This is a genomic window from Shewanella sp. GJ50-10, from assembly GCF_055808815.1.
This window is the reverse complement of sequence record NZ_JBVVSS010000001.1, coordinates 1,829,037-1,855,166: the sequence shown is the minus strand read 5'-3', so window position 1 is coordinate 1,855,166 and position 26,130 is coordinate 1,829,037. Positions and strand designations below refer to the sequence as shown.

At 38.6% G+C, this 26,130-nt stretch carries 20 protein-coding genes and 1 pseudogene; 6 read left to right on the top strand and 15 right to left on the bottom strand.

What is annotated here, in order from left to right; genetic code table 11:
* Window position 1: 1 nt before the first annotated feature.
* Complete coding sequence (gene dnaQ, locus AC0L4E_RS07680) at window positions 2-736, bottom strand: DNA polymerase III subunit epsilon (RefSeq protein WP_473678703.1); 735 nt, start codon at window positions 734-736, stop codon at window positions 2-4.
* A 73-nt stretch (window positions 737-809) separates the two neighbouring features.
* Between dnaQ and rnhA the strand changes: the two genes are divergently transcribed.
* Window positions 810-1,283, top strand: coding sequence for a ribonuclease HI (gene rnhA / locus AC0L4E_RS07675; RefSeq protein WP_473678702.1), 474 nt, complete (start codon window positions 810-812; stop codon window positions 1,281-1,283).
* Window positions 1,284-1,308: 25 nt separating this feature from the next.
* On the opposite strand, the gene AC0L4E_RS07670 is transcribed toward rnhA, so the two are convergent.
* A complete protein-coding gene (locus tag AC0L4E_RS07670) occupies window positions 1,309-2,067 on the bottom strand; it encodes a class I SAM-dependent methyltransferase (RefSeq protein WP_473678701.1) in 759 nt (252 codons plus the stop codon).
* A gap of 389 nt (window positions 2,068-2,456) precedes the next feature.
* Here AC0L4E_RS07670 and gloB point away from each other — a divergent pair, with 389 nt between their 5' ends.
* Window positions 2,457-3,248 carry a hydroxyacylglutathione hydrolase gene (gloB, locus tag AC0L4E_RS07665; protein ID WP_473678700.1) on the top strand — a complete coding sequence of 264 codons (792 nt, stop codon included), beginning with the start codon at window positions 2,457-2,459 and terminating at the stop codon, window positions 3,246-3,248.
* A 143-nt stretch (window positions 3,249-3,391) separates the two neighbouring features.
* Complete coding sequence (locus AC0L4E_RS07660; RefSeq protein WP_473678699.1) at window positions 3,392-4,906, top strand: LysM peptidoglycan-binding domain-containing protein; 1,515 nt, start codon at window positions 3,392-3,394, stop codon at window positions 4,904-4,906.
* Between the two features lie 135 nt (window positions 4,907-5,041).
* Here AC0L4E_RS07660 and AC0L4E_RS07655 read toward each other — a convergent pair whose 3' ends face one another.
* The 3 genes from AC0L4E_RS07655 to AC0L4E_RS07645 form a co-directional block, all read right to left on the bottom strand.
* Window positions 5,042-5,581 carry a BsuPI-related putative proteinase inhibitor gene (locus AC0L4E_RS07655; RefSeq protein ID WP_473678698.1) on the bottom strand — a complete coding sequence of 180 codons (540 nt, stop codon included), beginning with the start codon at window positions 5,579-5,581 and terminating at the stop codon, window positions 5,042-5,044.
* Window positions 5,581-7,419 carry an AsmA family protein gene (locus AC0L4E_RS07650; protein WP_473678697.1) on the bottom strand — a complete coding sequence of 613 codons (1,839 nt, stop codon included), beginning with the start codon at window positions 7,417-7,419 and terminating at the stop codon, window positions 5,581-5,583. Before AC0L4E_RS07650 ends, AC0L4E_RS07655 begins: the two co-directional genes overlap by 1 nt.
* A 62-nt stretch (window positions 7,420-7,481) precedes the next feature.
* Window positions 7,482-7,976, bottom strand: a complete 495-nt coding sequence (locus AC0L4E_RS07645; RefSeq protein ID WP_473678696.1) for a putative 4-hydroxy-4-methyl-2-oxoglutarate aldolase — start codon at window positions 7,974-7,976, stop codon at window positions 7,482-7,484.
* 175 nt (window positions 7,977-8,151) lie between these two features.
* Between AC0L4E_RS07645 and AC0L4E_RS07640 the strand changes: the two genes are divergently transcribed.
* Window positions 8,152-8,463 (top strand): hypothetical protein, encoded by a 312-nt coding sequence (locus AC0L4E_RS07640; RefSeq protein ID WP_473678695.1) that lies wholly within the window; start codon window positions 8,152-8,154, stop codon window positions 8,461-8,463.
* Window positions 8,464-8,813: 350 nt separating this feature from the next.
* On the opposite strand, the gene AC0L4E_RS07635 is transcribed toward AC0L4E_RS07640, so the two are convergent.
* From AC0L4E_RS07635 to AC0L4E_RS07615, 5 genes are all read right to left on the bottom strand, one after another.
* Complete coding sequence (locus AC0L4E_RS07635; protein ID WP_473678694.1) at window positions 8,814-10,460, bottom strand: methyl-accepting chemotaxis protein; 1,647 nt, start codon at window positions 10,458-10,460, stop codon at window positions 8,814-8,816.
* Window positions 10,461-11,612: 1,152 nt separating this feature from the next.
* Complete coding sequence (locus tag AC0L4E_RS07630) at window positions 11,613-12,941, bottom strand: glycoside-pentoside-hexuronide (GPH):cation symporter (RefSeq protein WP_473681562.1); 1,329 nt, start codon at window positions 12,939-12,941, stop codon at window positions 11,613-11,615.
* A gap of 258 nt (window positions 12,942-13,199) precedes the next feature.
* A complete protein-coding gene (locus tag AC0L4E_RS07625) occupies window positions 13,200-14,807 on the bottom strand; it encodes a glycoside hydrolase family 43 protein (RefSeq protein ID WP_473678693.1) in 1,608 nt (535 codons plus the stop codon).
* Window positions 14,808-14,834: 27 nt separating this feature from the next.
* Entirely contained in the window at window positions 14,835-16,193 is a 1,359-nt protein-coding gene (locus AC0L4E_RS07620; RefSeq protein ID WP_473678692.1) for a GH1 family beta-glucosidase, read from the bottom strand.
* A 276-nt stretch (window positions 16,194-16,469) separates the two neighbouring features.
* Complete coding sequence (locus AC0L4E_RS07615; protein WP_473678691.1) at window positions 16,470-17,522, bottom strand: LacI family DNA-binding transcriptional regulator; 1,053 nt, start codon at window positions 17,520-17,522, stop codon at window positions 16,470-16,472.
* A gap of 336 nt (window positions 17,523-17,858) precedes the next feature.
* Between AC0L4E_RS07615 and AC0L4E_RS07610 the strand changes: the two genes are divergently transcribed.
* Complete coding sequence (locus tag AC0L4E_RS07610) at window positions 17,859-19,109, top strand: glycoside hydrolase family 26 protein (RefSeq protein WP_473678690.1); 1,251 nt, start codon at window positions 17,859-17,861, stop codon at window positions 19,107-19,109.
* Window positions 19,110-19,132: 23 nt separating this feature from the next.
* Window positions 19,133-19,837 (top strand): phytanoyl-CoA dioxygenase family protein, encoded by a 705-nt coding sequence (locus AC0L4E_RS07605; RefSeq protein WP_473678689.1) that lies wholly within the window; start codon window positions 19,133-19,135, stop codon window positions 19,835-19,837.
* A gap of 122 nt (window positions 19,838-19,959) precedes the next feature.
* Here the strand turns inward: AC0L4E_RS07605 and AC0L4E_RS07600 are convergent, their stop codons facing one another.
* The 5 genes and pseudogenes from AC0L4E_RS07600 to xylB all read right to left on the bottom strand — a co-directional run bounded on the left by AC0L4E_RS07600 (window position 19,960) and on the right by xylB (window position 26,034).
* Entirely contained in the window at window positions 19,960-20,457 is a 498-nt protein-coding gene (locus AC0L4E_RS07600) for a GNAT family N-acetyltransferase (RefSeq protein WP_473678688.1), read from the bottom strand.
* Window positions 20,458-20,577: 120 nt separating this feature from the next.
* A complete protein-coding gene (locus tag AC0L4E_RS07595) occupies window positions 20,578-21,537 on the bottom strand; it encodes a Gfo/Idh/MocA family protein (protein ID WP_473678687.1) in 960 nt (319 codons plus the stop codon).
* Window positions 21,538-21,603: 66 nt separating this feature from the next.
* Window positions 21,604-22,989 carry a sugar porter family MFS transporter gene (locus tag AC0L4E_RS07590; protein WP_473678686.1) on the bottom strand — a complete coding sequence of 462 codons (1,386 nt, stop codon included), beginning with the start codon at window positions 22,987-22,989 and terminating at the stop codon, window positions 21,604-21,606.
* 201 nt (window positions 22,990-23,190) lie between these two features.
* Window positions 23,191-24,506 (bottom strand): annotated as a pseudogene (gene xylA, locus AC0L4E_RS07585) (xylose isomerase).
* A gap of 73 nt (window positions 24,507-24,579) precedes the next feature.
* A complete protein-coding gene (gene xylB, locus AC0L4E_RS07580; RefSeq protein ID WP_473678685.1) occupies window positions 24,580-26,034 on the bottom strand; it encodes a xylulokinase in 1,455 nt (484 codons plus the stop codon).
* Between the last annotated feature and the right edge of the window lie 96 nt (window positions 26,035-26,130).

Here is a 26,130-nt window from a genome sequence, read left to right as displayed (position 1 = left end):
ATTAGGCTTCGCCTCTCCAGAGGCATTTTCCTGATTCTTTGACCAAATCCAAACGTTGGTCATGTGATACTAATTCATCGGCCGAAGCTGAGATCACTTTAAGGTTAAACGCATTTTGATCTACTAATTGAATGCCGCCCCCCTCTTGACCTGCTTTTTCGTTGGACAAATTAAACTTAATTTGGCCACCTGTCATAATCAGGTAAACATCGGCAAGAATTTCAGCATCCAATAACGCGCCGTGATAAGTACGACGTGACAAGTCGATACCATAACGGCGACACAATGCATCAAGGTTGTTTTTTTGCCCCGGGTGCAAATGCTTTGCAACGACTAATGAATCGAGAATGCCACAGATATCAGCAGTCTTTGGACCTACAGGCTGTAAGTGAGCAAACTCATGATCCATAAAGCTAATATCGAACGGTGCGTTATGTGCAACAATTTCAGCGCCATCAATAAAATCAATAAATTCTTGGGCAATCTGATGAAAACGTGGTTCTTTAGCTACCCGCTCATCGGTTATCCCATGAACTTCAATCGCTTCAGGGTCAATTAACTGACCGGGATTAATGTATTGATGATAAGTACGACCTGTCAGCTTACGGTCTATCACTTCTACACAACCAATTTCAATAATGCGATGGCCAATATAAACAGGACCACCCGCTTGGTTCATACCAGTTGTTTCTGTATCTAAAATAACCTGGCGGCTGGCGCTAGAAATAATATTCATAGGTAACTCAATTAATTGTTATATGTTTAGGTATAATTACCGACATTAATATGTATTGCATGGTAGCAATTTGATGTCAGAACTAAAACAAATCAAAATTTATACTGATGGCTCGTGCCTGGGCAATCCAGGTCCCGGCGGATACGGTATTGTAATGAAATATAAGCAGCAAACCAAAGAAATGTCTGACGGATTTAAATTAACCACCAATAACCGTATGGAATTATTAGCGCCAATCATAGCATTAGAAGCCTTATATGAACCGTGCAAAGTCATATTAACCAGCGATAGCCAATATATGCGTCAAGGGATCACTCAATGGATCCACGGCTGGAAGAACAAAGGTTGGATTACATCAACTAAAACGCCAGTTAAGAACGTCGATTTGTGGAAACGATTAGATGCAGTAAGTCAGTTACATGATATGGACTGGCGCTGGGTTAAAGGACACGCAGGTCACGCAGAAAACGAACGCTGTGATGATTTAGCAAGGTGGGCGGCAGAAGCCAAACCCGAGCAAGAAGATGTAAACTATAATCCTGAATAAGTTATATATTTATTAGATTCTTAAGTTAACATCCTTTAGGGTCGTTAGCTTGAGATGACTGGGAACAAGGCAATGTAGAATGACCTGCTCTACCTGCTGTAGATGCTGGCGCCCATTGCGGTGCCCTCGCCTTTTTCTTTTCCCTAATTGGCGTAAGCGGTGATTCCATCTTACGTGCCACAATCAAATAAACGCTGCCAATTCCTGGTAACCAACGCTCAATTCTATTTTGCCACCACGCCCCTTGGTTTATATCTCCAATTAATGGATGGTATATAAAGCGCTCATCTTGCAGTATTTGATAACCTAATAAACCTAACCAATCTTTTACCCTCGCTGGCATAAAAAATTGCCCAGACCAAGGTATTTGGGTTTGATATTTGGGCAATATCTTACCCATAAACGCTGTACTTACAGGGTTGAAACCGCAGATAAAGATATAGCCACCGCTTATCATGACGCGATCGACTTCTCTTAGTAATCGATATGGATCTTGTTCGAACTCAATAAGAAAGCTCATTAACACCGCATCCATAGAACCACTATTGAGCGGCAAATGATGAGGATCTGCAATAATAGAAGCGCCTTCACCGTCATGAATAGAAAAGTGTCGCGCAATATTACAATGAAGACTAGATATTTGGTGGCTTAAAGGCCCAAGCTTTAATAGATGATAACCGAAAACCCTTGGCCACCAACTTGCTAACTTCTGCTCAACAGCCGCTTGAATTTCATCGCCACAGGGTAATTGTTGCCAATCGTGCGGTTTCTCATTTATCGACATGAACAATTTACCCTCAAGGTTTTTGCGACTCATCTGAGTATAACGATTTTTATATTAAAGTCGTTAAGCTATCTCAATAATATTATTGTAATGAGATCAATGAGTAAATTTAATCACAGCAAACTAGAACTACAGTTACATTTGGCATGGCTGTTATGTCATGCGTTAGCCATTATGTATTGAAGCAAAGGGCTGAGTAGTACTTTCAGCGATACAGTAACAACGGGTTATCATTTTGAAATAGTTCATTATTGATATACACAGACTCTTCACTGACCTCTCAGTTTATTGTAAACATCAGCAAAGTTAACTTGAATTTAATCTCCAATATTTGGTGTCTCAAAGATAATCCGTTAATCTGTAGTTTCTTATATTATCAAGGTGCCTACATGCTTTCAGTTATTACCATCCCGGCTTTTAATGACAATTATATTTGGTTGTTTCATCAAGCTGATTCAAATAAAGCTTATGTCGTTGATCCGGGCTGCGCCAAGAGTGTATTAAGTTATTTAAAGGGTGCTGAAGCGCAAGGAAACAAATTGGATTTAGTGGGTATTTTAATTACCCACCATCATGCGGATCACACAGGCGGAATCGCAGAGCTGCAAAAAGCCTATCATAACCAGCTCAATGTTTATGGGCCAAGTAAAGAAAACATCGATGGATTAACTGAGTTAATTGACCACGAACAATCACTATTACTCCCTTTTATTGCTAATCCAGTAAATGTAATTGAAGTACCTGGCCATACATTAGGCCATATTGCCTACAGTATTGAAGATGCCCTGTTTTGTGGAGATACACTTTTCAGCGGTGGTTGTGGCCGCTTATTTGAAGGCAGCCCAGAGCAAATGTCGGCGTCGTTATCAAAACTATCATCACTAGATAAAGATACAAAAGTGTACTGTGCTCATGAATACACCCAAGCTAATTTAGCCTTCGCCATGGCGGTTGAGCCTAATAACCCTCAATTGCAACAGTACAGTCAATCAGTTCTACACGCCAGAATGAACAATGTTTCTACAATTCCTTCAACCATTGCAACAGAATTAGCAATAAACCCATTTCTGAGAAGTGGCTGTACAGAAATCAAACAATCTATTTCGCAGCAATTTAATGTCAACAATCCTACAGATATACAGACATTTACCATGCTAAGACAATGGAAAAACAATTTTTAAAAATTAGATCAAGGCTAAGCAAACGTAACTTAGCCAAGACATCAAGCGGGTTTTGCTCTACAATGCCGCTTCAATTTTGACCAATACTTTCGGCTTACCATTTTGTTAAGCCTGTTTTGCAAGACTTAGGAATATCGTTTTTGATGCACAAATCTTTATATATTTTTGTTGGTAGCGTGGCCTTTTTAACAGGCTGTCAAACACTAACAACTAAACCTACGCCAGAGCCTATTGCTATTCAAAAGCCTGCAGAGCCTGCAAAGCCTATCGTAAAAGTTGAAAAGCCAGTTGAAATTACCGATGTATGGCAACGTATTAGCCTGCAAATGGAAATGCCTATTGATGACCACAAACTGGTTAATCAATATCGCGACTGGTACCTCGCTAATCCAAGACACTTAGAAATCGTGTCACAGCGCGCTGAGCCTTATCTTCACTACATTGTTGAAGAGTTAGAAAAGCGTGATATGCCGATAGAAATTGCTTTATTACCCATAGTAGAAAGCTCATTTGACCCTTCTGCTTACTCTGCAAGTGCAGCTTCAGGGCTTTGGCAATTAACCACGCCAATATCTAATTACTTCGGTGTAAAAAGTGACTGGTGGTACGACGGTCGCCGTGACGTTCCTGCAGCAACTATCGCAGCGTTAGATTTCCTAGAATATTTATATGACCGCACTGGCAACAACTGGTTGTATGCCATTGCCGCATACAATACTGGTGAAGGCCGTGTAAATAACGCAGTACGTCGCAACAAAGCTGCTGGTAAAAGTACTGACTTTTGGTCGTTATCACTGCCAAGAGAAACCCAGCGTTATGTACCACAGTTAATTGCTTTATCTGATGTCATTAAAAATGCCGACAAATATGGGATTAATTTAACACCAATTAGCAACGAACCACATATTGCGATTGTTGATATTAAAAGCCAAATGGATTTAAAGCTGGCTGCTGATTTAGCTGACATGAATATTAATGAGCTAAAAAGCCTAAACCCTGGTCTTGATCGCTGGGCAACCTCTCCAGATGGACCTCATACACTGGTTGTCCCTTATGAAAAAAAGGATGCTTTTGAGCAAAAGTTAGCTCAACTCGATCCTAAGTCAAAGTTAAACTGGCACCGCTATAAAATTCAGTCAGGCGACACCGTCAGCCATATTGCAAAGCGCTTCGATACTTCTGCATCGTTTATTCGCTCTAGTAATAACCTAAAGAATAACAATATTCGCGCAGGTCGATACTTGATTATTCCAGTACCACCAGAAGGTGCTGACTTAACCACCGACCAACTGCTAGCCCAGAACCAGTTAACACCAAAGGCTATGACCTATACGGTTATATCTGGTGATTCATTGTGGAATATTGCACGTAAATATGATGTTTCTGTCGATGCATTAATTCGCTGGAATCGTTTACCAAAAAATGGGGCATTAAGTATTGGCAAAGTACTGACCATTGGCAGCGCCACAACTAACAGTGGCAACGAACGCACAGTAAATTATAAGGTTCGCTCTGGCGACTCTTTAGCTCGTATTGCAGATAAGTTTAATGTATCAGTAGATGATTTAATTAAATGGAATAAGCTGCATAACACTAAGTATATTCAACCTGGCCAAATGCTAAGGCTAGTCGTCGATGTCAGTAAGGTGAATGCGTAAGCCATCATTTTATACCGCCTTAGTCCTGTAAAATATAGATATAAAAAAGGCCAGTGATTCACTGGCCTTTTTGTTGCAAACTCGTTGCTGTTGCACATCTTATATAAACGGACTTATCAGGTTTACTTAAATAAGTTACTTAACGATTAATGGAGTAGAGTTAGCATTAATCAACGGCATGCTACTTCCTTCCACTTTCCCAGCGAATTTCACTTCAAAACGGTAACCTGGGCCAGAAACCTTCTCCATAATGGCAACAGGTACACTGAAACGCGTTTTAATGGTTTGTGCTGGCGCTAACGTCACATCTCGTAATGCTTGGGTATACATCATGTCCTGCGACGATGACCACACTTTCTGCCCTTTTGGATCATACAACCACAAGTCTGCCGTCATTCCTGAATTAAACCTCAAGCTAACACTGTGACTTTGACTATTGGTCGCTGTATACATCAAAGACATTGCTTTAGTCGGATCGGTATATTCCTTAGCTTCTAAAAAGCCAACAAGCACAGTTTCAGCCATAGTTGATACTCCAGCTCCTAAGGTAATCGATTTGACTGCCTTAGCGGGTTTTATGACAGCAGCATCTGTACTTGCTTCTGCAGTCACATCGGTACTTGTCGCACTACAACCGACTAAAAGCAAACTTAAGCAACCTATAAAACGTTTCATTAAAACCCTCCTAATTTTTTGAACAAGCTATCTTTTAGCTTATCTGTTTCGCCTTTTAACTTGGCATCAAATAACGCGCTAGTATCAATACCGAATTTAGGGTCTTGCATACTGCCTTTAATCGTCAATGGAATATCCACTCCAGCCAATGGGTCACTGTCGCCACCTTGACCTGAAAGCGAACCAACAACTGAGGTTGTCAATTTATAGTCAACAGTTTGAGAATCAATATTGGCGCTGCCATTACCCGCTAAACGAATTAAAGGCGAAGCCATTGCTAAATCAGGATTAGTAAACACTGAATTTTTCAGTGAGTAACTACCTGTCAAACTGGTGAAATCAGTCTTAAGCTCTTCTTCATTCTGGGCAGATAAATCGCCTTTTAACTTATCTTGAGCGCTACGGATCATCTGCGGAATATTTACTCCATAAAGTGAACCGTCTGCAATAGTAAAATCCCCATTTGCCAATAGGTTTTTCTTTAAGTTATCAGGGATCAGACTCTTACCAGAACCTTTAATATTGAAATTTGCTGAACCAGAAATCAAATCGATATCAGCAGCATCTTTCAATAACGGGCGGAATTGTACTCCCGATAGTGATTTTTCAAAGTTATAACTTGCAACTTTTTGGCGTCCATCAAGTTTTGCTTTAGCAGTTATGCTGCCTTCATATAAATTTGCAGAAAAATCGCTCAAATTAGCAATGCCGTCTTTTACCGTCGCCTTCATTTTCCAGTCTTGAGTCAATAAATTAGAAACTTTTATTGATTTAACCGTCATGCCTAAAGTTAAATCTAAGGTTTTTAATGCCGATAAATCGGGCTCATGAGCAGGTTCAGTTGAAGCAACTTTTTCTGACGAACCATCGTCAGTCTTCTCACTCGCCGGTGGCATCATTTTATCAAGATCAATATCGCCAAAATCCATTTGGACATTAATCTTAGGGATTTTACTGCCGTAATTAACCTTAATATCACCTGTAGCATTAATATCCATCGCTGACAGTTTACTAATTACCACCTGTAAGCTTTGTGTATCTAACCCAAGATTAATATCCGTGATTAACTGAGTGGTTAATTTCTTATTAGGGATACTCTGACCGTCCACATCAGTGTTAATCGTAAACCCTGCAATAGTCACTTTAGTCAAATCTTTACTAACAGTAAGTTTGCCTTCACCATTACTGCCAACTGTCATATCTGGCATTTGGGCAGAAAAGTCATAGGCAAAATCAGCTGCATTGCCTAATGAGAACTCACCGAGTGTTAAACTATTTAATACAAATACCTGTTTGGTGTCGTTCATTTCATCGATAAGATTAATCGTGGTGTTGGTAACCGATACACCACCTATTTGTAGGCTTTGAAGCTGTATATTAATGCTCGAAGGCTCTTTATTGCTCGAAGGCTCTGAAGAAGTTTTTGGTTCTTTCTTTGCTGCTTTTTCACCACTTAACCCATCTAAACTTGTCGAACCGTCCTTCTTGGTAACCATATTCAACGTTAAACCATCTAAAGAAAGCATGGCGATTTGAACTTCTTGGCTCAATAAAGGCATCAGTTCTACATTGGCAACGGCTTCATTAATTTCAACAAACGTAGCCGGGGCAAAGTTTTCTGGATTGGATAGTGAAATACCACCTAGGTTTATCCCTATTGATGGGAAGAAACTCCAACTTAAATCATTTTCAATAACAAATTCGCGCCCAGTTTGTTCTTTAACTGCATCTACGATTTGAGGTTTAAAACTATTGAGGTCAAAAAATACTGTCAAATACACGACCAGTATTAATACTAAGCCAGCCACGATACCTAATAGCCATTTAAGTGCCTTCATGTTTGCATCCTTGTAAGCAAATTGAACTTCAATTTTAAGTTACTTATGTTGTTAATATTAGTTTAGCTTAATACCGTTAAATCTAAAGGTTTTTTCGTTACAGCTATGCCGTTGCCATCAGCATAAACCATCATACTGGGTTTTATTGTGACGCCTTCTATTTCAATATCGACATTGACTGAGCCGACCTCTTTTTTCACAGTTTTAATCGGATTACTTGCTAATGCTTGTACCCCTATATCAATAGTTTTAAGCGTGCCAACATCACGTACAGCGCCAAAGATAATAATCCCTTCCCAATGGTTGGTTGCTGCAGACTCTGCAATCATGTCACCTAATAAAGCTCGGCGACACACACCGCCGCCATCAACCACAAGCACTTTACCTTTTCCAGGCTTAGCTAGAGTTGATTTCACTTTAGAGTTATCTTCAAAACATTTAACTGTGACTACTTCGCCATAGAAAATAGTTTTACCACCATAGGTATTCCAATTTGATTGAACTAAAGTCAGTTCATCTTCGTAATAATCAAATAAGTCAGGCAATAAATCTAACATCACACACTCCATGTACTAAAATGAATAGAATTTAACATTAATATAAACGGGTATAGCTATTGAAACAATTCATTAATCTGAATAGACTGTCGCTTATACTCTATTGTTCATGGATGAAAACACTGCAATACTAACATTGCTTTTAATTAACTAACCTCTTTAAGTAGTTTTCTATATGACAGATATTAATTTACAAAATGTTATTAATGCTTTCGATGAATTAGATTTCGAAAATCGCACCACTAAAAACCTTGAGAATGCCCGTAATAGAGTTCAAATGAAGACATACTTATCTTCGTTGGATTACAGTTTACGCCGTATGAAAATTTTAGAAGAAGTGGTATCTGAGATAGTAGAAGAAAAGCAAATTGAGTTAGTAAAACAAGAACATATCCAGACCTATAAAGCAAAAGTCATTCAGTTATCAAGAGAGTATAAAATATCTTATCAAGATGTTTTATCCATCATGGTAAAATTAAAACAATAATAATCCCCATATTAATACAGACATAATTAATATCTGGCTTCATTAATAATTGCTTTTCAGTCTTTTTAGCGCACTCTTAGATTTGTGTTATTAACAAGAAGTCAGTCTTATTTTTAATTCTATCTTGATGCGGATATCTACATGTAATTATCGTTAGTTTTCTTTTGATAGAAATGACAAGTTGCGTTAGAAATGAATAGCTCTAATGATATTTATTCTTGATCTGCTCTTCTATTTTAAAAATCTATCTATTCTTTTATTTTACCATCTAAGTTTTAACATATAAGCGACTATCTGAAAGTTAGAAAATAATGCCATTGATTAATAACATCAATCAATGGCAGTATTCATCACACTTTAAAGTTACCAACAATTTCACCTAACTGATTTGAACCATTAGCTATCTGAGTGCTGCTTTGAGAAAGTTGCTCATTGTGTGTTTTATTTTCAAGCGACATATCGTTAATTCGAGTGATATTCATATTTAATTCTGATATCACGGCACTTTGCTCTTCAGTTGCACCTGCAATTTGTATATTCATCTGGGATATATCACCAATTGCCGTTTTAATTGAATCAAGAGCTATTTCTACTTTTTGGGTTTCACCAACCGTTTCATCAGATTGGATGATCGCTTTTTCAACTGACTGATTTACATTTTCAATTGCTTCTCTAATCGCATCAATAATGCCGTTAATCTCTCTGGTAGAATCCTGAGTACGGCTTGCAAGGGTTCTTACTTCATCAGCGACAACCGCAAAGCCTCGTCCGGCCTCACCTGCACGTGCAGCTTCAATTGCCGCATTTAAGGCCAGTAGGTTAGTTTGTTCTGCAATGCCTACAATAACGTCTAAAATTTGTCCTATTTGGCTAGAACTAATTTTTAATCCTTTAGCGATAGATCCTGTTTGCTGTAATTCTGTCGATAAATCGCCAATCTTAGCAATGGCATTATCAACAATGGCAGCGGTGTTATCAGCTTCAGAGTCTGCAACATTGGCGCTGTCTGCTGCAGTTTGCGCATTTGAGGCAACCTCTGCTGCAGTCATCGACATTTCATTAATTGCTGTAGCAACATTTTCTGTTTCCAATTGAACGCTAGAAGAAATTTGATTGGCTTTTGAAGAGATAGATGACAAATCATTAGCCAATGTATGACTTTCAGAAACAGAGACTGCAACGGAAGACACCAACTTTTGGATCTTGTTAGTAAAGATATTAAAGTTTTGCGCTATCAAATTAAGCTCGTCTTGGCCATTTTCTGCAAGCCTAAGTGTTAAATCTCCTTCACCTTTAGCAATGTTTTCAAATGCGATAATCGTTTGCTGCATCGGCTCTGCAATGCTTCGCGTAATAACAATTAACAGGATAATAATCGGAACCCATATGATCAATAACAGCACTAAATACTGCATCACAAAAGTCGACTGTTGTATTTGAATGTCATCAATATAAATACCTGTTCCCACTACCCACCCCCACGGCTGGAAGCGCTCTACTACACTCATCTTGGGACTTGGTAAATCTTGATTAGGCTTATTCCACATATAATTAACAGTAGCATTCTTCGCTTGATTCGTGCGCTCTATCATCAATTGGAACAGTGGTACATTATCAGGGTCTCGCATAGACAACACATTGGTATCAATTAGCTTTTTTGCAAAAGCATGTTGCACCATAACCCCGTCTAAATTAATCGTGAAGAAATATTCGTTACCTGAATATCTAAGTGCATTCAAAGCCGATATTGCAGCAGCCTTAGCTTCATCCTCTGTTAGTAGACCTTCTTGAGTCTTTTGATGAAACTGAGATATAACGGAGCTGGCAACACCAACTAAAGAGGTGAGTTTTGCTTCTTTTTCTTGAACTAAAACATTATCAATTCGATTAAAAGCAAAGAAAAACATTAATATTGTTGCTAATGCTGCCACGATAATCATTGCAAGCAGTCGATTCGCGATACTTGTTTTGCGGAAAAATAGATAAACAGAATTCATGAGGTATCACCATATGATTGAAGTTTAACTTCACTTTTATCCGTTATGTTGTTGTGTAATCTATGAATTACTTAATATTTGAATAAATAAGCATAACAACCAACTGAAGAAGTGATTTATGGAAGCGTGAAACGATTTCAGCTTTAAAACACTGTAATGCATTTAGGTGCCACAAATCTCTCACTACGACTATTGTATTATCGACCGTAGACCACAAACATTGAACACTATTTAAGCAGCTATAAGTTTTGATTTGGTACTATATTGATTTAAATAAGCTTTTAATCTGACATTACCCATTATCACATTTCCGTATTAATTTATTTAAGGTCACTACCTTTTCCTTAATTAGCATTAACTTCACTAATGGCGGCACCTATTAAGGCAACACAGAATGTCATATAAGAAAAGTCACGAATCTTAAGTTAAACGTTAAACGTTAAACGTTAAACGTTAAACGAGACCGAACTTCAATATAAACCATGCCCCTAACGCTAACCGGTTGATAATCAGTGTCATCTTGAACCATTGCCATTGGCTTGTATAAATTAAGTCGCAAAAAGATAGCCCTTCAAGTAATGCTTTAAAATCAGAAGCTTGGCTGAGTCACGTATACATCAAATAATAGTGCGACCACAAAAAAGTGAAAACAGTGGAAGAAAGGAAATAGGCGAGTATCAGCTTGTCAATCTTGCTAATCAAAATAGTCAAATAATAAATAAGAAAAGCAGAAAGAACTAACCCTCAATTAGGTAATATCAGATGGTCAATATAGAAAGGTTTGAAACGTCAACAGATATATTCTGTCCAATGTGTTTACGCTGTACCCTTAAATTAATCGAACATAAAAGTCCGTATTTTAATTTAATAAAATTATTGTAGGTTATTAGTTTTTTAGATCACATATTTGCGTTTTAATCATAGTAAAGCTATTAAATTATCAGCCAATAACGCTAACTCAAATCTGTATTGCTAATCCTTTTAAAGCCAATGATGTTGAACTTTTTTGTGTTTATTAGTCATTATGTATATTAAAAAACCAATCAAATTTTATTTGATTGGTTTTTTAATATACATAGAATTGAATTCAACAAACTAATATTTTGTTAGCATGCTAATACATTTTGCTGCTTAACCACGTTAACAAAACCACTATCGTTGGACCTCGGCTAATTCATCATTTACTGTAATCATTCTTTCATTAGTTAACGAATACTTAGCCATAACAATGGCGACTAATATTCCACAAATAGCACCCGCAATACTAAAGATAAACACGATCCCCGTAAGCGCAAATGGCGTTTGCTCAGTATTAGCAACGTAACCGAAATAAGATAATAACCAACCTACAAGTGCACCACCGACTGCTAGGCCAAGCTTAATACTCAGTAAGTGCGCAGAAAAGCTCATCGCCATGATTTTACGCCCTGTCTTTAATGCACCAAAGTCTGCTGTATCTGCCACCATCGAAAACATTAATGGCACAACAATCATTTGACTGAACTGTGCCAGCATACTGATGATAAATATACTGATGAGTGCGTCAGGGGTTAAAAAATATATCACTGCATGAAACACCACGACCCCAATTAAACCCCAACGAAACAATTGAACTTTACAAAAATACTTAGAAAGTACATTCGTTGATAATGCAGCAACTAAAGATGCCAACATACCTGCTGTAATAAAGGTGCTAACTAGATCTTCTCGTCCTAAAAAATAGGTGACGTAATAAGGTGCTACAGCCCCACGCATTGACACTAAGATAAGTAAAAAAAATGCGGCAGCAGCAATCATCAGAAATGGTTTATTATGCCTTAGTGACAATAAATCACTCCAAATATTGAGCTTTGATTTACTTGTTTCAGTTGATACTTCAGGGGATGACCGCTCTTTGGTAAAGGCAAAACAAATCCAAAAACAAATAACTGCTAAACTAGATAAAATAGCCAATGTCATTGTAAAACCGTAAGCTTTATCTTCAGTACTACCAGCAAAAAAGTCGACCAAAGGCAATGTAACCGCTGTGACGATAGTCCCGCCAACCATCGCCAATGCAAAACGATATGACTGCACTGAAGCACGCTCTTTTGGGTCATTAGTAATAACACCACCCAAAGCAGAATAAGGAATATTAATGATGGTATACACAGTCATTAATGCACCATAAGTTATGTAGGCATAAATGAGCTTTCCATTTTCAGATAAATCTGGTGTGGTAAAAGCCAATACAGCTAGCACCGCATATGGAATTGATGCGTACAATAAATACGGACGATATCGACCGTATTTGCTTTTGGTTCTATCAGCAAACCCTCCCATTAATGGATCAGTAATCGCATCAAACAAGCGCACGGATAACATTAAAGTACCAACTGCTGCGGCCGAAATACCAAATACATCAGTGTAAAAGAACACCATAAAGTTAACGACGACCTGAAATACAATATTACTTGCCGTATCCCCAAGCCCGTACGCAATTTTCTCTTTTAGAAATCATAAACTGCCTTGTTATTATTCTTTTGGGTATGATGGTTTTAATAGAGCAATTAACTGAACCCTGTTAAAGGCATTCTCCTAAAAGGTAATTAAGCTATAACAATTAAATGCTATCCTACAGATTATATAATCGGCTATCGCTTAATAAACGGCTAAAGACTGAAGCAATCCCCACAATTACAACAGTCGTTAGCCGCTATTAAAATCACCTGTTCTATCTTGCGCTATTAATTAAAAACACTACTCACAGTGATGTTCTTGATAATCAAAATAATTAAATTCTGCACTAATGTCTGAACCAGTCATATCTTGGCAACACATACCGACAAAAGCCCCCGTAAAATTAGCTCCTTCACCTTTGCCTGCTTCATCTGAAATGATGCTGTAATCGAGCTCACATAGTGCAAGCCAAGCAGTTCCATCTAGAGAGTACTTAAAGATTAATGAGCCATAATTAACTTCAGCACGAAGAAAAACACGAGATGAAATTAAAGGAATTCTTTTGTCAAAAATAGGAAACTTTGCCGTTAAAGATTCATCACCTTCGCAGCTCATAACATCTAAGTGCAAACCTAACTCTTCATCGAAAGACATGTAGGCATAATGAAACTTATGGGCGTTGTAATAACAAATTAGCCCCGCCTGTTGCTGAAAATTATCAGGATTGAATACTAACTCTGTTTCAGCACTAAATGAAAAATAGCGCTGCCTTGTCGCTATTAAGGCTTGTTCAAATGTACTACCAACAGAGTGCTTACCTGTTATTATTAATTCAGCAGATTGCGGCTCTAAACGATAAAATGTTTCAGGAGTTGGCGTTCTTAACCATTGGAAATTATTTGAAATACTCCCGCCATCAAAGTTATCTCTGAATGAAAAGTCGCGCTGTGGTGTCGCTGTTAAGCTTGGTGGGTTCAACTGAGCAAGCTTATCGCCAGTGACTAACCTAAACCAGCCATCTTCAGTAAATGTTACTTCCTCAATAGCGGACTCTCGGCCTAAAGGACTTCGACGTTTCTCAACAGGTTGATTTAAATCTAAAGGCCTTGAAGTTAAGTGCGTTAAATACCACTTACCGTCAGGGGTTTCGACTAAGCCGCCGTGCCCGTTTCGCTGTAACCCATGGTGAAGATCATCTTTAGAACTCACAATTGGGCCTTGGGGATCAACTTCATAAGGCCCATCAATACTTTTACTACGAGCCATAGTACAAGCATGGTTATAACCCGTCCCCCCTTCTGCCGTTAACAGATAGTAATATCCGGACTTTTTATATAAATGCGGACCTTCGGTAAAACCAATCTCGCTACCCGCAAATATGTTCTTCGGTTTACCTATTAATTTTTCCGTTTTCTCACAGTATTCCTGTAATAGTGTTCCACCAAAAAAAGTACGATCAGGACGGTGATCCCAAACCATATTTAAAAACCATTTACGACCATCTTCATCATGGAATAAAGATGCATCAAAACCGCTACTGTTCATATAAATAGGTTTTGACCACTCACCATCAATTGTTTCACAGCAAGTAAGATAATTCGGTGTGTCTTTAAAGTTGCCATCGAAGCGCTTTACATTAGAATAAACCAGATAAAACATTCCGTTGTCATAGCTCAAGCAAGGTGCCCAAACGCCACAAGAATCTGGTACGCCGGTCATATCCAGTAAATCTTTTCTATTAAGAGGCCTATGAGCTAACGTCCAATTAACCAAATCATTTGAGTGAAAAATTTGTACCCCTGGATACCACTCGAAAGTCGAAACGGCAATATAGTAATCATCACCGACTCTTACAATACTAGGATCTGGATTAAACCCAGGCAATATGGGATTAATGTTTGGTTTCATAATAGCTTACCTTCTTTGAGTACTATTTTATTTCACGTTGTTAATACGTTTCTTTTGCTTTAATAAAGCTTTAATTGCATGAGCGCTGCGTTTTAAAGTTCTTTGTTGCGTTTGATAATCAACATGAACAATTCCGAATCGTTTGTTATAACCAAAAGCCCATTCAAAATTATCCATAAGGCTCCAGACGAAATAACCTTTAATTGGAACGCCAAAGTTGAACATATTTTCAACTTCTAACAAATGCTGATAAATATATTCACAACGAGCATCATCGTTGACCTCGCCTTCAACAACTTGATCATCAAAAGCAGCACCATTTTCTAATATGTATATTGCTTTAGGCTGATAAGAGTCATTAAGTTGTTTACAAAATTGAGTTAGACCTTGTGGGTATACTTCCCATCCCATAGCAGTAACAATTGCATCAGGGGAGACCTTGGTTTGATAACCGATATGATCTTGAGCATCCGTGACAAAGTTACGGGTGTAATAATTAACGCCCAAGTAATCTAATGCTTGCGAGATGATGTCTAAATCCCCAGGTAAAACCATGTCAAACAAATCGGGAAAGACTTTACGAAGTAATGACGGGTATTGAGCTTTATAAATTGGTTCGGCAAAAAAACTCACCATTTCATGATAGGCAAGCTCTGCTTTTAAATTATCTTCTATTGAATCAGTAAGACCTTGGGTAGGCCCGCCATTTAATACAATCCCTATTTGTGCGTTACTAACATTTTTACGAATAACTCGACAGGCTTTACCATGAGCAAGTAATAAATGATGTCCGACAATATAAGCTGTTTTTCTATCAGTGTTACCTGGCGCGTGAACACCGTATAAATTACCTAAAAATGCACTGCACCATGGCTCATTTAAAGTAGAGAAATGTTGTACTCTATCTTTAAAATGTTGGCTAATAACATCGACATATTGAGCAAATAAATCTGTTGTAACTCTATTTTGCCAGCCACCGGACATTTGTAGATATTCAGGTAAATCCCAATGATATAACGTGATATAAGGAGTAATGCCATTTGCTAATAATGCATCAACAATTCGATCATAAAAGGCTAACCCTAAAGGATTTACCTCACCTTGTTCATTCATCACTCTGGGCCAAGCTATCGAAAATCGATAAGCGTCAACGCCCAAATCAATAATCATCGCTATATCTTGATCTAGAAGGCGGTAATGCTCGCAAGCATTAGTTGGAGTGTCGCCGTTCTCAATAGTATCTTTGCGAGCAGCATAAGCATCCCAGATAGAATCAATTCGGCCATCTAGTGAACGCCCGCCTTCAATTTGTTGAGCCGCGGTTGCTACACCCAAGGTAAACTCATCAGTCAGTACGATGGCATTATTATTAAACTGCAACTTCACTATAATTTACTCCGACCAAAGTCAAAAAATGACAGTTTTGTAGCGATGCAAATAAAAGTTCAGTTGAATAACCAACTGTTTTATGTGTTGTAACATCGCATTCATGTTACCGATAACATATTTTGTTATTAACACAATGTCAACAAATAATGCTTTTCTCATTTCTTTTGTTTGAACCTTGCTCTATATAAATTATTAAATGGTTTGAGACAAACCATCAAAAAAGCAGCCATAAGGCTGCTTTTTAGTTTTGAGTTAGGTAACAATCGTTTTTGATTAATTTATCTCGACAGAGTCTCGCTCTTTAATCTCAAAATCAAGTACATGACGTAACTCAGAAAGGCTAGTCTGATCGAGCTTATCGACCTTGCCAGAGGTTAATAAGCTAATTGAAGTTTCTGCCATTGCTGCAATAGGCTGCTTCACTGTGGTGATATGTGGCCAGATAGTGGTTGCTAAAGGAGTATCATCGTAGCCTACTACACTTAAATCCGCAGGAACATTAAGCCCTAAAGAATTACCTACCGATACTACAGCAGCTGCCATATCATCATTACTTGCAAATATGGCTGTAGGTTTGTTTACCCTCTCCAACAATGACTTAGCTGCAATTAACCCCGATTTATAGCTAAACATACCTTGTTCAATATGCTCTGGCGGTACTGGTAACTTTTTAGAACGCATAGCATCTAAAAAACCCTGATAACGTAATCGACTTGCACCGACTTCAGGATGGCCAATAATGAAGCCAATATCAGTATGGCCTTTGGCAATTAATAAATTTGTCATGTCATATGCGGCTTGATAATCATCCATACAAACAAATGGCGATAATCCAAGTTCAATATCAGGTGAGACACGGATATAGGGTACATTTAATGATTTTAATTCATTAAGGATCTCTATGTTATTGCAAAATGGTGGCAATAAAATCACCCCATCAACTCTTGTCTCTTCTACAAGATCACGAGTGATTTTTAATTTTTCATCCTGAGTCCCATCACATTCATCAACAACTAAGTGATATCCACGTTTGCGGCAGCTTTTTAACGCCGACAACATAAACTGGCTAACATAGCCGCCTTCACTAGGGTTTTCATACAGTAAACCGATGAAATATGACTTTGAGCTTGCTAAACGCCTAGCGGAAATATTAGGACGGTAGTTTAATTGGCTCGCAGCTTTTTGTACTTTAGTCCGAGTTTTATCGCTGACTTTCTCATCATTATTTAACACTCTCGAGACAGTCATCTTTGAGACACCTGCCAATTCAGCCACATCTTGGATGGTGGTTTTTACTCTTGCATTTGTCTTGGTAGTTGAACTCATAAAGGGAACTCATATAAAGAATAATAATTGTTACAAGATAACAAGGTAACAAGCTCTGTTTAAAAATCAAAGTAAATAGTGCACATCCCCCATTATAAATGGGTGCGGACAAGCTAAAACTGACTTATAGCCTTAGAAAAAATTAGTTTTATAATCATTAGCTAAGCATTAAACATTACATATATGTTAACAAAGTACTGGACAAATTGTAACCTGCAACACTAGTATTGTTAGCGATAACAAAGGTTTTTAAAGTCACATTGTCAATAAATATCAAAAACCTCTTCACTGTCAAAACATCTTGTCAATACAATTATCGTTATTGGGTGGGGCCAAATGAAATTTGTAAATAAAACAACAGCAGCAGGATTACTGCTAGCAACTTATGGGCTAACAGCCTGTAGTCAATCAGATAAAGACAATAATCAAAGTGCTTCTGAATTAATACAATCTAACAAACAAACCATTACAGAGTCAGTGCAATATCAAGCATCTTCAACATTTGAAGGAGCAAAATTTTTACCTCCCAATAATAAGCAACTGCTTTTTATAGGCCAAGATTCAGACACCATTTCAGAATATATTGCTGGAAACCCAGAAGATAATATTGAAGCAATAACCTTATACACTACGTTAAAAACGGCCAATCCAGCCCAAGCATTGCCAGCTGTTTATCAAGTAGCTAACTGGCAAGCGGGAGACGTTTCATTTACACAAAGCTTATCAGAGTCACCCAATGCTGCATTAGCGATTGGTTTGGCACTCGACCGCTGCAATGATGTTGATCATGCTCAGAACATTGCCGATGGCAAGTACGACGAGAGCATCACATTAATGAACCAGTACTTTGCCTCTATTGCACCAAGAAAAGTCTTTCTTCGCATTGGTTATGAATTTGATGGTGCCTGGAATTGTTATTCACCTGAAAGTTACAAGAAAGCATTTATACGCATCAGTAACAAAATCGCCCAAGCCAATCTCGATAATGTGGCAACTGTTTGGCAATCTGCCGCTTGGCCAGATCCAACCATTGCCGGTGATGACGCTGCTAAATATGATTTCACTAACCCAGATCATTTAAATCAATGGTACCCAGGTGACCAATATGTCGACTGGATTTCATTATCTGTATTTTATCGAGATTTAACTCAATGGAATTATGAGCCTAAATACACACCTGATTTCGCTCAACAGCAAATCCTCCGCTTTGCCAAAGAACAGAAAAAACCTGTCATGATTGCAGAAGCTGCACCGCAAGGATATCGCACCTCGGCTTTGACCCACAGTTATATACAGTTAAACGAGCAAACGCCAATTACAGCGGAAGCATTATGGGATGCATGGTACCAACCCTTCTTTGACTTTGTTAAAACTAATCAAGATGTCATTAGAGCGGTTGCCTATATTAATACCAACTGGGAATCGCAAGCTATGTGGTACTGCGCAGAAAAATCAGGCCCACCTGCAGCAGATTGCGCCAATGGCAATTGGGGCGATTCACGCGTTCAAGCTAACCCGTTAATCAAGCAAAAATGGTTAGACGAAATTAACGATGCACAACGCTGGATCCAAACGAGCGAATATTAAGACGCTAAGTGAAAGGTAACCCTATGAACTATGAAAAATTAGCAGCTCAATTTCATCAAGACGGCTATTTAGTCATCGAAAATTTTTTTGATACCTCACTGATGAACTCACTGAATGCAGACATCTGTCAACATTTTGGTACTACGCCTGAATTTTTACATAATGATGAGTTTTTATCGAAAGCAGCAACTGAAGTTATACCTTGGTTCCCGCAGCGTGAGGGACATGAACAATTCGATAGAGTCGACCAAGACCCAAGGCTATTAGCGCTTACAGAAGCTATTCTGGGGAAAGAGTGGTACTCACAATATTCCATGGTAATGTTTTCTAAACAAGGTACAAAGGGGCAAGCTTGGCATCAAGATTGTCCACCAGAAAATGCTCAACAATTTAACTTAAATCGGCTGATGTACACCATGGATATCACCGAGGTAACGGGTGGTTTTACCATGGTCGTACCGGGTAGCCATAAGCGTGGTTTATTACCAGCCAGCGAGCATGATACTCACTTTGAAAATGAAGTCACACTGGTGCCTAAAACCGGCACATTAGTCTTGTTACATGGTCATTGCTGGCATAAAGTCACAGAAGTTACAGGTCAATATCGAGTATCAACCAACTTTAGAAGTGCACCTCATGGTACACCAGAAGACATCACCGATGTGTGTGTCTATCGTAATATGCGCTACCGATTCTCAACAAGTGAAGTGATTGAAAAAAGAGCCTAAGGATCCAAAAACACTGAGTCACTAAATTCATATTATTCACACAATACTGAAATTAATGACCGCATGAATAAACATTAAACAAAAAGCCAAATCATATGATTTGGCTTTTTTATACCATGACATTACTCTTTCAGCGACTTCAACATCCAAACATCACATCCACCGTGAATAGTGCCATCTAAAGGCTTATCTAAGTGTTTAAACCCTTCTTTTTCATATAAAGTAATTGCTGCTCTCATACTGGTTAAGGTGTCTAAATAACATTGTGTGTAACCAACATCGTTCGCATAAGCTAAGCATTGCCGAGTTAACAGCTTACCAAGTCCTAAGCCACGGCTTTGGGGTAATAAAAACAGCTTTCTTAATTCGCAGGTTTCTACTGAGCCATTAAAAGAAGCAATTCCCGCACCGCCGACAATTTCACCATCAACACTAGCCACTAAATATCTTGCTCTCTGCTTTGCTAAGTAATGCTGGCTCATATTATCCACTTCGGCATCTGAAGGACCAAACCCCTCTCCTACTGCGCCAAATTCCCTTCCAACAGCTTTAATGATGATTGCAATTTGTTTGTCTTGTAAACTGGAAATAGGAGAAATTTCAATACTAGGTAGACTCATAAATGTCCTCAAAAATTAAGCAAAAAAGTCTTCACCGATAAATTAAATACTATCGACAAAGACCTCAAAGCACAATTTAAGATAAGCAGTATAATTGAGTTAAATAACTCGTAATGGCTACTATTTAATGTATGTCTTCACTTGATTGATTAACTGCTGAAACGTATTTGACGAGTTAGGAGTGACAATATCTGACGTTAACCTTCCAGATAAGATATCGTCGCTTACTGCATTGATCTCGTAATCAAAACCAATAGTAATACGTTGATCGTTAAAACTGTCAACCTGAGTATCAAGCTCATATAAGTAACATTGACTTGCACGCCAGAAATCAGGAATCGCGATATAGCCCTTGTCACCGATAATATAAGCCCAGTTCTGTAATTTACATTTAAACGAAGTACCTAACGTGGCTGTCATATCGGGATAGTTGATAATAAAGCTGACATCATCTTCTACTCCGTTTGGTGCAAAGCTGGCGGTGGCATAAATCGAGTCTGGCGATAAACTAGAAAATAATTGAGCAATTGCAATGGGGTAAATACCCATTTCGAATACACAACCACCCGCTAGATCGACATCAAATTCTCTGGCATCAGGCGAATATACCTGAGGGTAACCAAAGTCAGCTTTAACATGTAAAAGTTTACCTATCTTGCCTTCTTCAACCCATTGCTGAGCCTGTTTTATGGCTGGCAAAAAATAAGTCCACATTCCTTCTATTAAATAAACCTGCTGCTCTTTCGCGATTTGAAATAATGCTTCTGATTCTTGCTGACTTACCGTTATCGGCTTTTCACATAATACAGACTTACCTGCCAACATCGCTGCTTTTGCTTGTTCAAAATGAAGGTTATGAGGAGTGGCGATATACACAGCGTCAACATTCTCATCATTAAATAGTTGCTGGTAATCCCCATAGGCAACGTCTGCTTGATACTGCTCAGCAAAGGCTTGCGCTCTTGTCTCATCACGGGCTGCCACAGCATATAACTCACTGTTGGCTACTGTTGCCATATCTGCAGCAAATTGATGTGCAATTCTTCCTGCGCCAACTATTCCCCAATTTAACTTTTTCATTTTAATTCCTTTTGTAAGTCCTTATATTTGCAATAAGGTTTAACCTCAATCCTAAATAATTGACTATTAACCCATTTCAGGCGTCAGTTTTCGCTCTAATTCTTCAAGGGTTAAACCACTAGTTTCAGGTAACAGCTTAAACACAAGTACAAAACCAATTAATGCAAAAGCGGCATATATAGCAAAAGTTAAACTTGCTCCTAAATTATCTAATTGCCAAGGAAAAACCAATTGAACTAAATAGCTAACAATACTGTTAACGACGCCAACACTTGCAATAGCAAGCGCTCTAATGTTATTTGGGAATATTTCAGAAAGTAGTACCCACATAACAGGGCCTAATGACATTGCAAAGGAAGCGACAAATCCTAATATTCCCATCAAAATAAGTTGAGCATTCAATTCAGTTTGAGCAAAACCATAAGCACATACACTCATACTGATACAAACTCCCACTAAACCAGTGAGCATTAATGGTTTCCGTCCTACTTTATCTATCAATAACATAGCAATAATGGTGAAAATTAAATTAATAATGCCTACTAGGACAGCTTGAGCGAATGCAGCATCTTTACCCACTCCTGTTTGTTCGAAAATGGTAGGTGCATAAAAATATATGGCATTAATACCGGTAATTTGCTGAATAATACCAATCACTAAACCAAGAACCAGCACGGCACGCATTTTTGGACTAATGATTTTTAGCATCCCCTCTTTCAAGGGCAAATGGTAATTACACTGTGACGAATTTATTTCTTTCCATTGATGCTTAGCCTCTTCAGGAGACATAATATTATCGAGTACTTTCTTCGCTGCTACATGGCTTTTATTAAGTGCCAGCCATCTAGGGCTTCTAGGAATAAAACTCAGTAATAAAGCATAGAAAATAGCAGGTATCGCTTCAATACCTAACATCCAACGCCAAATATTTTCTTTTAAACCCAATGAAAGCGCTAATGATGATTGGCTATCCTGAAAGTACAGAAATAGATAGTTTGCGAAATATGCAGCTGAAAAACCAATCATGATATTAAGTTGGTTGAATGAGACAAACCGACCTCGTTTATGCGCGGGAGAAATTTCTGCGATATAAAGAGGGCCTAAAATTAATGAGGCAAACGCCAATCCGCCAATAAACCTTGCAGTAATCAGCATTTCATAACTAAATGCGAAGGCTGACAAAATAGCGGAAACTGAATATAAAACTGCAATAATAATTAGAACGGGCTTTCGGCCTAATCGGTCACTGAAATAACCCGCGCCAAAGTTGGCTAAAATAGCTCCAAGAGTCGGTGCACTTACCACAAAACCTTGTTGCCAGGTGCTTAAGTTAAATTCTTCTTCAACAAAACCAATAACACCCGAAATCACAGATGCATCGAACCCAAAAATAAACCCACCTAACGAAACAATAAAGGCAATTTTCCAACTAGAACGGTAAAAAGACAGCATAATAACTTTCCTTGATATGCTGAAATTTCAGCCAGTTATTTTAAAATTTGAAAAAAAGCCGTTAACATAGATTAACGGCTGATCTTGTAGTGCTTACCCGACAAGCACTAGCTCAGAAAGTTGAGCAGATAAAAAAGCACTAAAGTAATACTACGAGCGACCTTTCTCACTTACCTTTAATGCGATGGACATACTTCTCAATTAGAAAATCATACGATTAACATAATTTTCTAATAATTCTTGCTGACCACTTTGTGGTTTTGGATCTAGCTGTTGTGCTTGAGCGAATTCACTTAAGCCCGCTAGGTCCATGCCACCATTTAAGATTTTTTGACCTAAATCGCCATCCCATCCTGCATAACGTTGCGCTACTTTTTTCTCTAACGTTGCATCAGTGAACATATCTGCAGCTTTTAATAACGCCACTGCAATCGTGTCCATACCACCAATGTGACCATGGAATAAATCATTTGGATCAATACTTTGACGACGGATTTTAGTATCAAAGTTAAAGCCACCAGATTTAAAACCACCACCTTTTAAGATTTCATGGATAATCAGTGTCATTTCTTCAACACTATTTGGGAACTGATCCGTATCCCAACCCAGTTGAGGATCACCACGGTTAGCATCGATAGAGCCAAACACATCGAGTGCAAACGCATTAGCAATTTCGTGATGGAATGAATGTCCTGCTAGCGTTGCATGGTTAGCTTCGATGTTCACTTGGAACTCTTTTTCTAAACCGTACTGAGATAAGAAGCCATGTACCGTTGCTGTATCGTAATCATACTGATGCTTAGTCGGCTCTTGTGGTTTAGGTTCGATTAATAGAGAACCTTTAAATCCAATTTTATGTTTATGCTCAACAACCATGGTAAGGAATCGAGCAAACTGTTCGCGTTCACGCTTTAAATCTGTATTTAATAGTGTTTCGTAACCTTCACGACCACCCCATAATACGTAGTTCTCACCGCCTAATCGCTGGGTTGCATTCATCGCTGTACAAACTTGGGTAGCACCATAAGCAAACACTTCAGGGTCTGGATTAGTCGCGCCACCTGACATATAACGTTTATTGCTGAATAAATTGGCCGTACCCCATAATAATTTCATGCCCGTTTCTTCTTGTTTTTGTGCAAGAACATCGGTCATTTCAGCAAAGTTATTTAGGTATTCACGAATATTTGCGCCTTCTGGTGACACATCAACATCGTGGAAACAGTAATAAGGCGCACCCAACTTTTGAAAAACTCAAAAGCAACATCGGCTTTTTGTTTTGCCATGGCTAAAGGATCACCTCCTTTTAACCAAGGTCGGTCAAATGTATTAGCACCAAAAATATCAAAACCATCCCAACAAAAGTTATGCCAGTAACATGCAGCAAATCGCAGATGCTCTTTCATCGTTTTGCCAAGCACAACTTTATTTTCATCGTAATAGCGAAAAGCCAAAGGGTTAGTTGATTCTGGGCCTTCATATTTTATCTTGTTAACGCCACTAAAGAATTCACTCATAGTTCTCTCCAAACAGTAAGGTAGATACGCATGTATTAAGTGTTAACTTATTCAATACGCTTATTTTTAATCATTAAAATAATGAATTTAAATTCTGATAAATCTGGCTAAATTTCTCGCGACGTTCTTTATGTCGTGTAAACTCTGCTAAATCGGGTTCGTAAGACTCCACGAGAGGTGGAACAGGACAAATATCTTCAATGCTGGCATTGGGTGTTACCGCGAGTTGCGCAAGTCTTGCAGCCCCAAGCGCAGGTCCTACATCGCCGCCTTGTCTATAAACTAAGTTTTGCCCGAGAATATTTGCCAACAATATGCGCCAATATTCACTTTTAGCACCACCGCCTATGAGAGATACTTCATCAGGTTTAACCCCTGATGCGTGCAAAGCATCGCAGCCATCAGCAAATGCATATCCAACCCCTTCAAGTACCGCTTTCGTCATATCAGCACGCTCTGTTGAATGGGTTAAGCCAAAGAAAACACCCTTAGCGTGTGGATTATTATGAGGAGTACGCTCACCGCTTAAATACGGTAAGAAAATCAAATCTGATGCGACATCAGATTGCTGCTGCGCTAATTCATTTAATAGTTCTGGTACACTGACATTGCCCACAAGATTTGCTAACCAGCTAAGACAAGATGCTGCGCTTAACACAACAGACATAAGGTGCCATGTACCAGGAAGAGCATGGCAAAAACTGTGAACTGCACTATCTGGATTAGATTTGTAACCGTCAGTTACCGCAAAATAAACACCAGAAGTTCCAAGAGACAACATAGCTTGACCAGACTTAATGATGCCTACACCCACTGCACCAGCAGCATTATCGCCACCACCAGCAACAACTGGTACCTGCTTAATACCCCATCGCTTTGCTAAATCTGATTTGATATAACCTGTGATTTCTGAGCCTTCAAAGAGTTTCGGCATATGGTCACGAGATAAACCTGTTGCAGATAATAAATTGTCATCCCAATCGCGTTTAGCGACATCAGTCCAGACAGTACCTGTTGCATCTGACATATCAGAGGCGAAATCACCGATAAGCAAGTAACGAACATAATCTTTTGGTAATAAGACTTTAGCCACTTGGTCAAAGATTGCAGGTTCATTCTCTTTCACCCATAACAATTTAGGTGCAGTAAAACCTGGCATGATCATGTTACCGCTAAGCTGGCGTGCATTTGGTACAAGTTCTTCTATGTCTAAACATTGCTGTGCGCTTCTACCATCATTCCAGAGCATTGCTGGTCGAAGTACATTGCCTTGCTTATCGAGTAAAGTGGCGCCGTGCATTTGACCAGAAAGACCAATCGCTTTTAAATCTGCAAGTTGTCCATTGGCGGCAAGTTTGTCCATAGCCTCCATGGCTGCATCGCCCCAAGACTCAGCTGATTGCTCAGACCATAATGGTTGTGGGCGTGAAACCGTTAATGGCACACTTACGGTATCAACGACTGTGCCAGCTTCAGTGACCAAAACTAGCTTTATACAAGATGTTCCTAAATCAATACCTAAGTACACAGTCTTTTCCTCGGAAATTATATTAAACGAACTAAAGGGGATTAAATACAATGCCCAAGTTCATACTTAACATAAACATTACATTAAAATGTTACC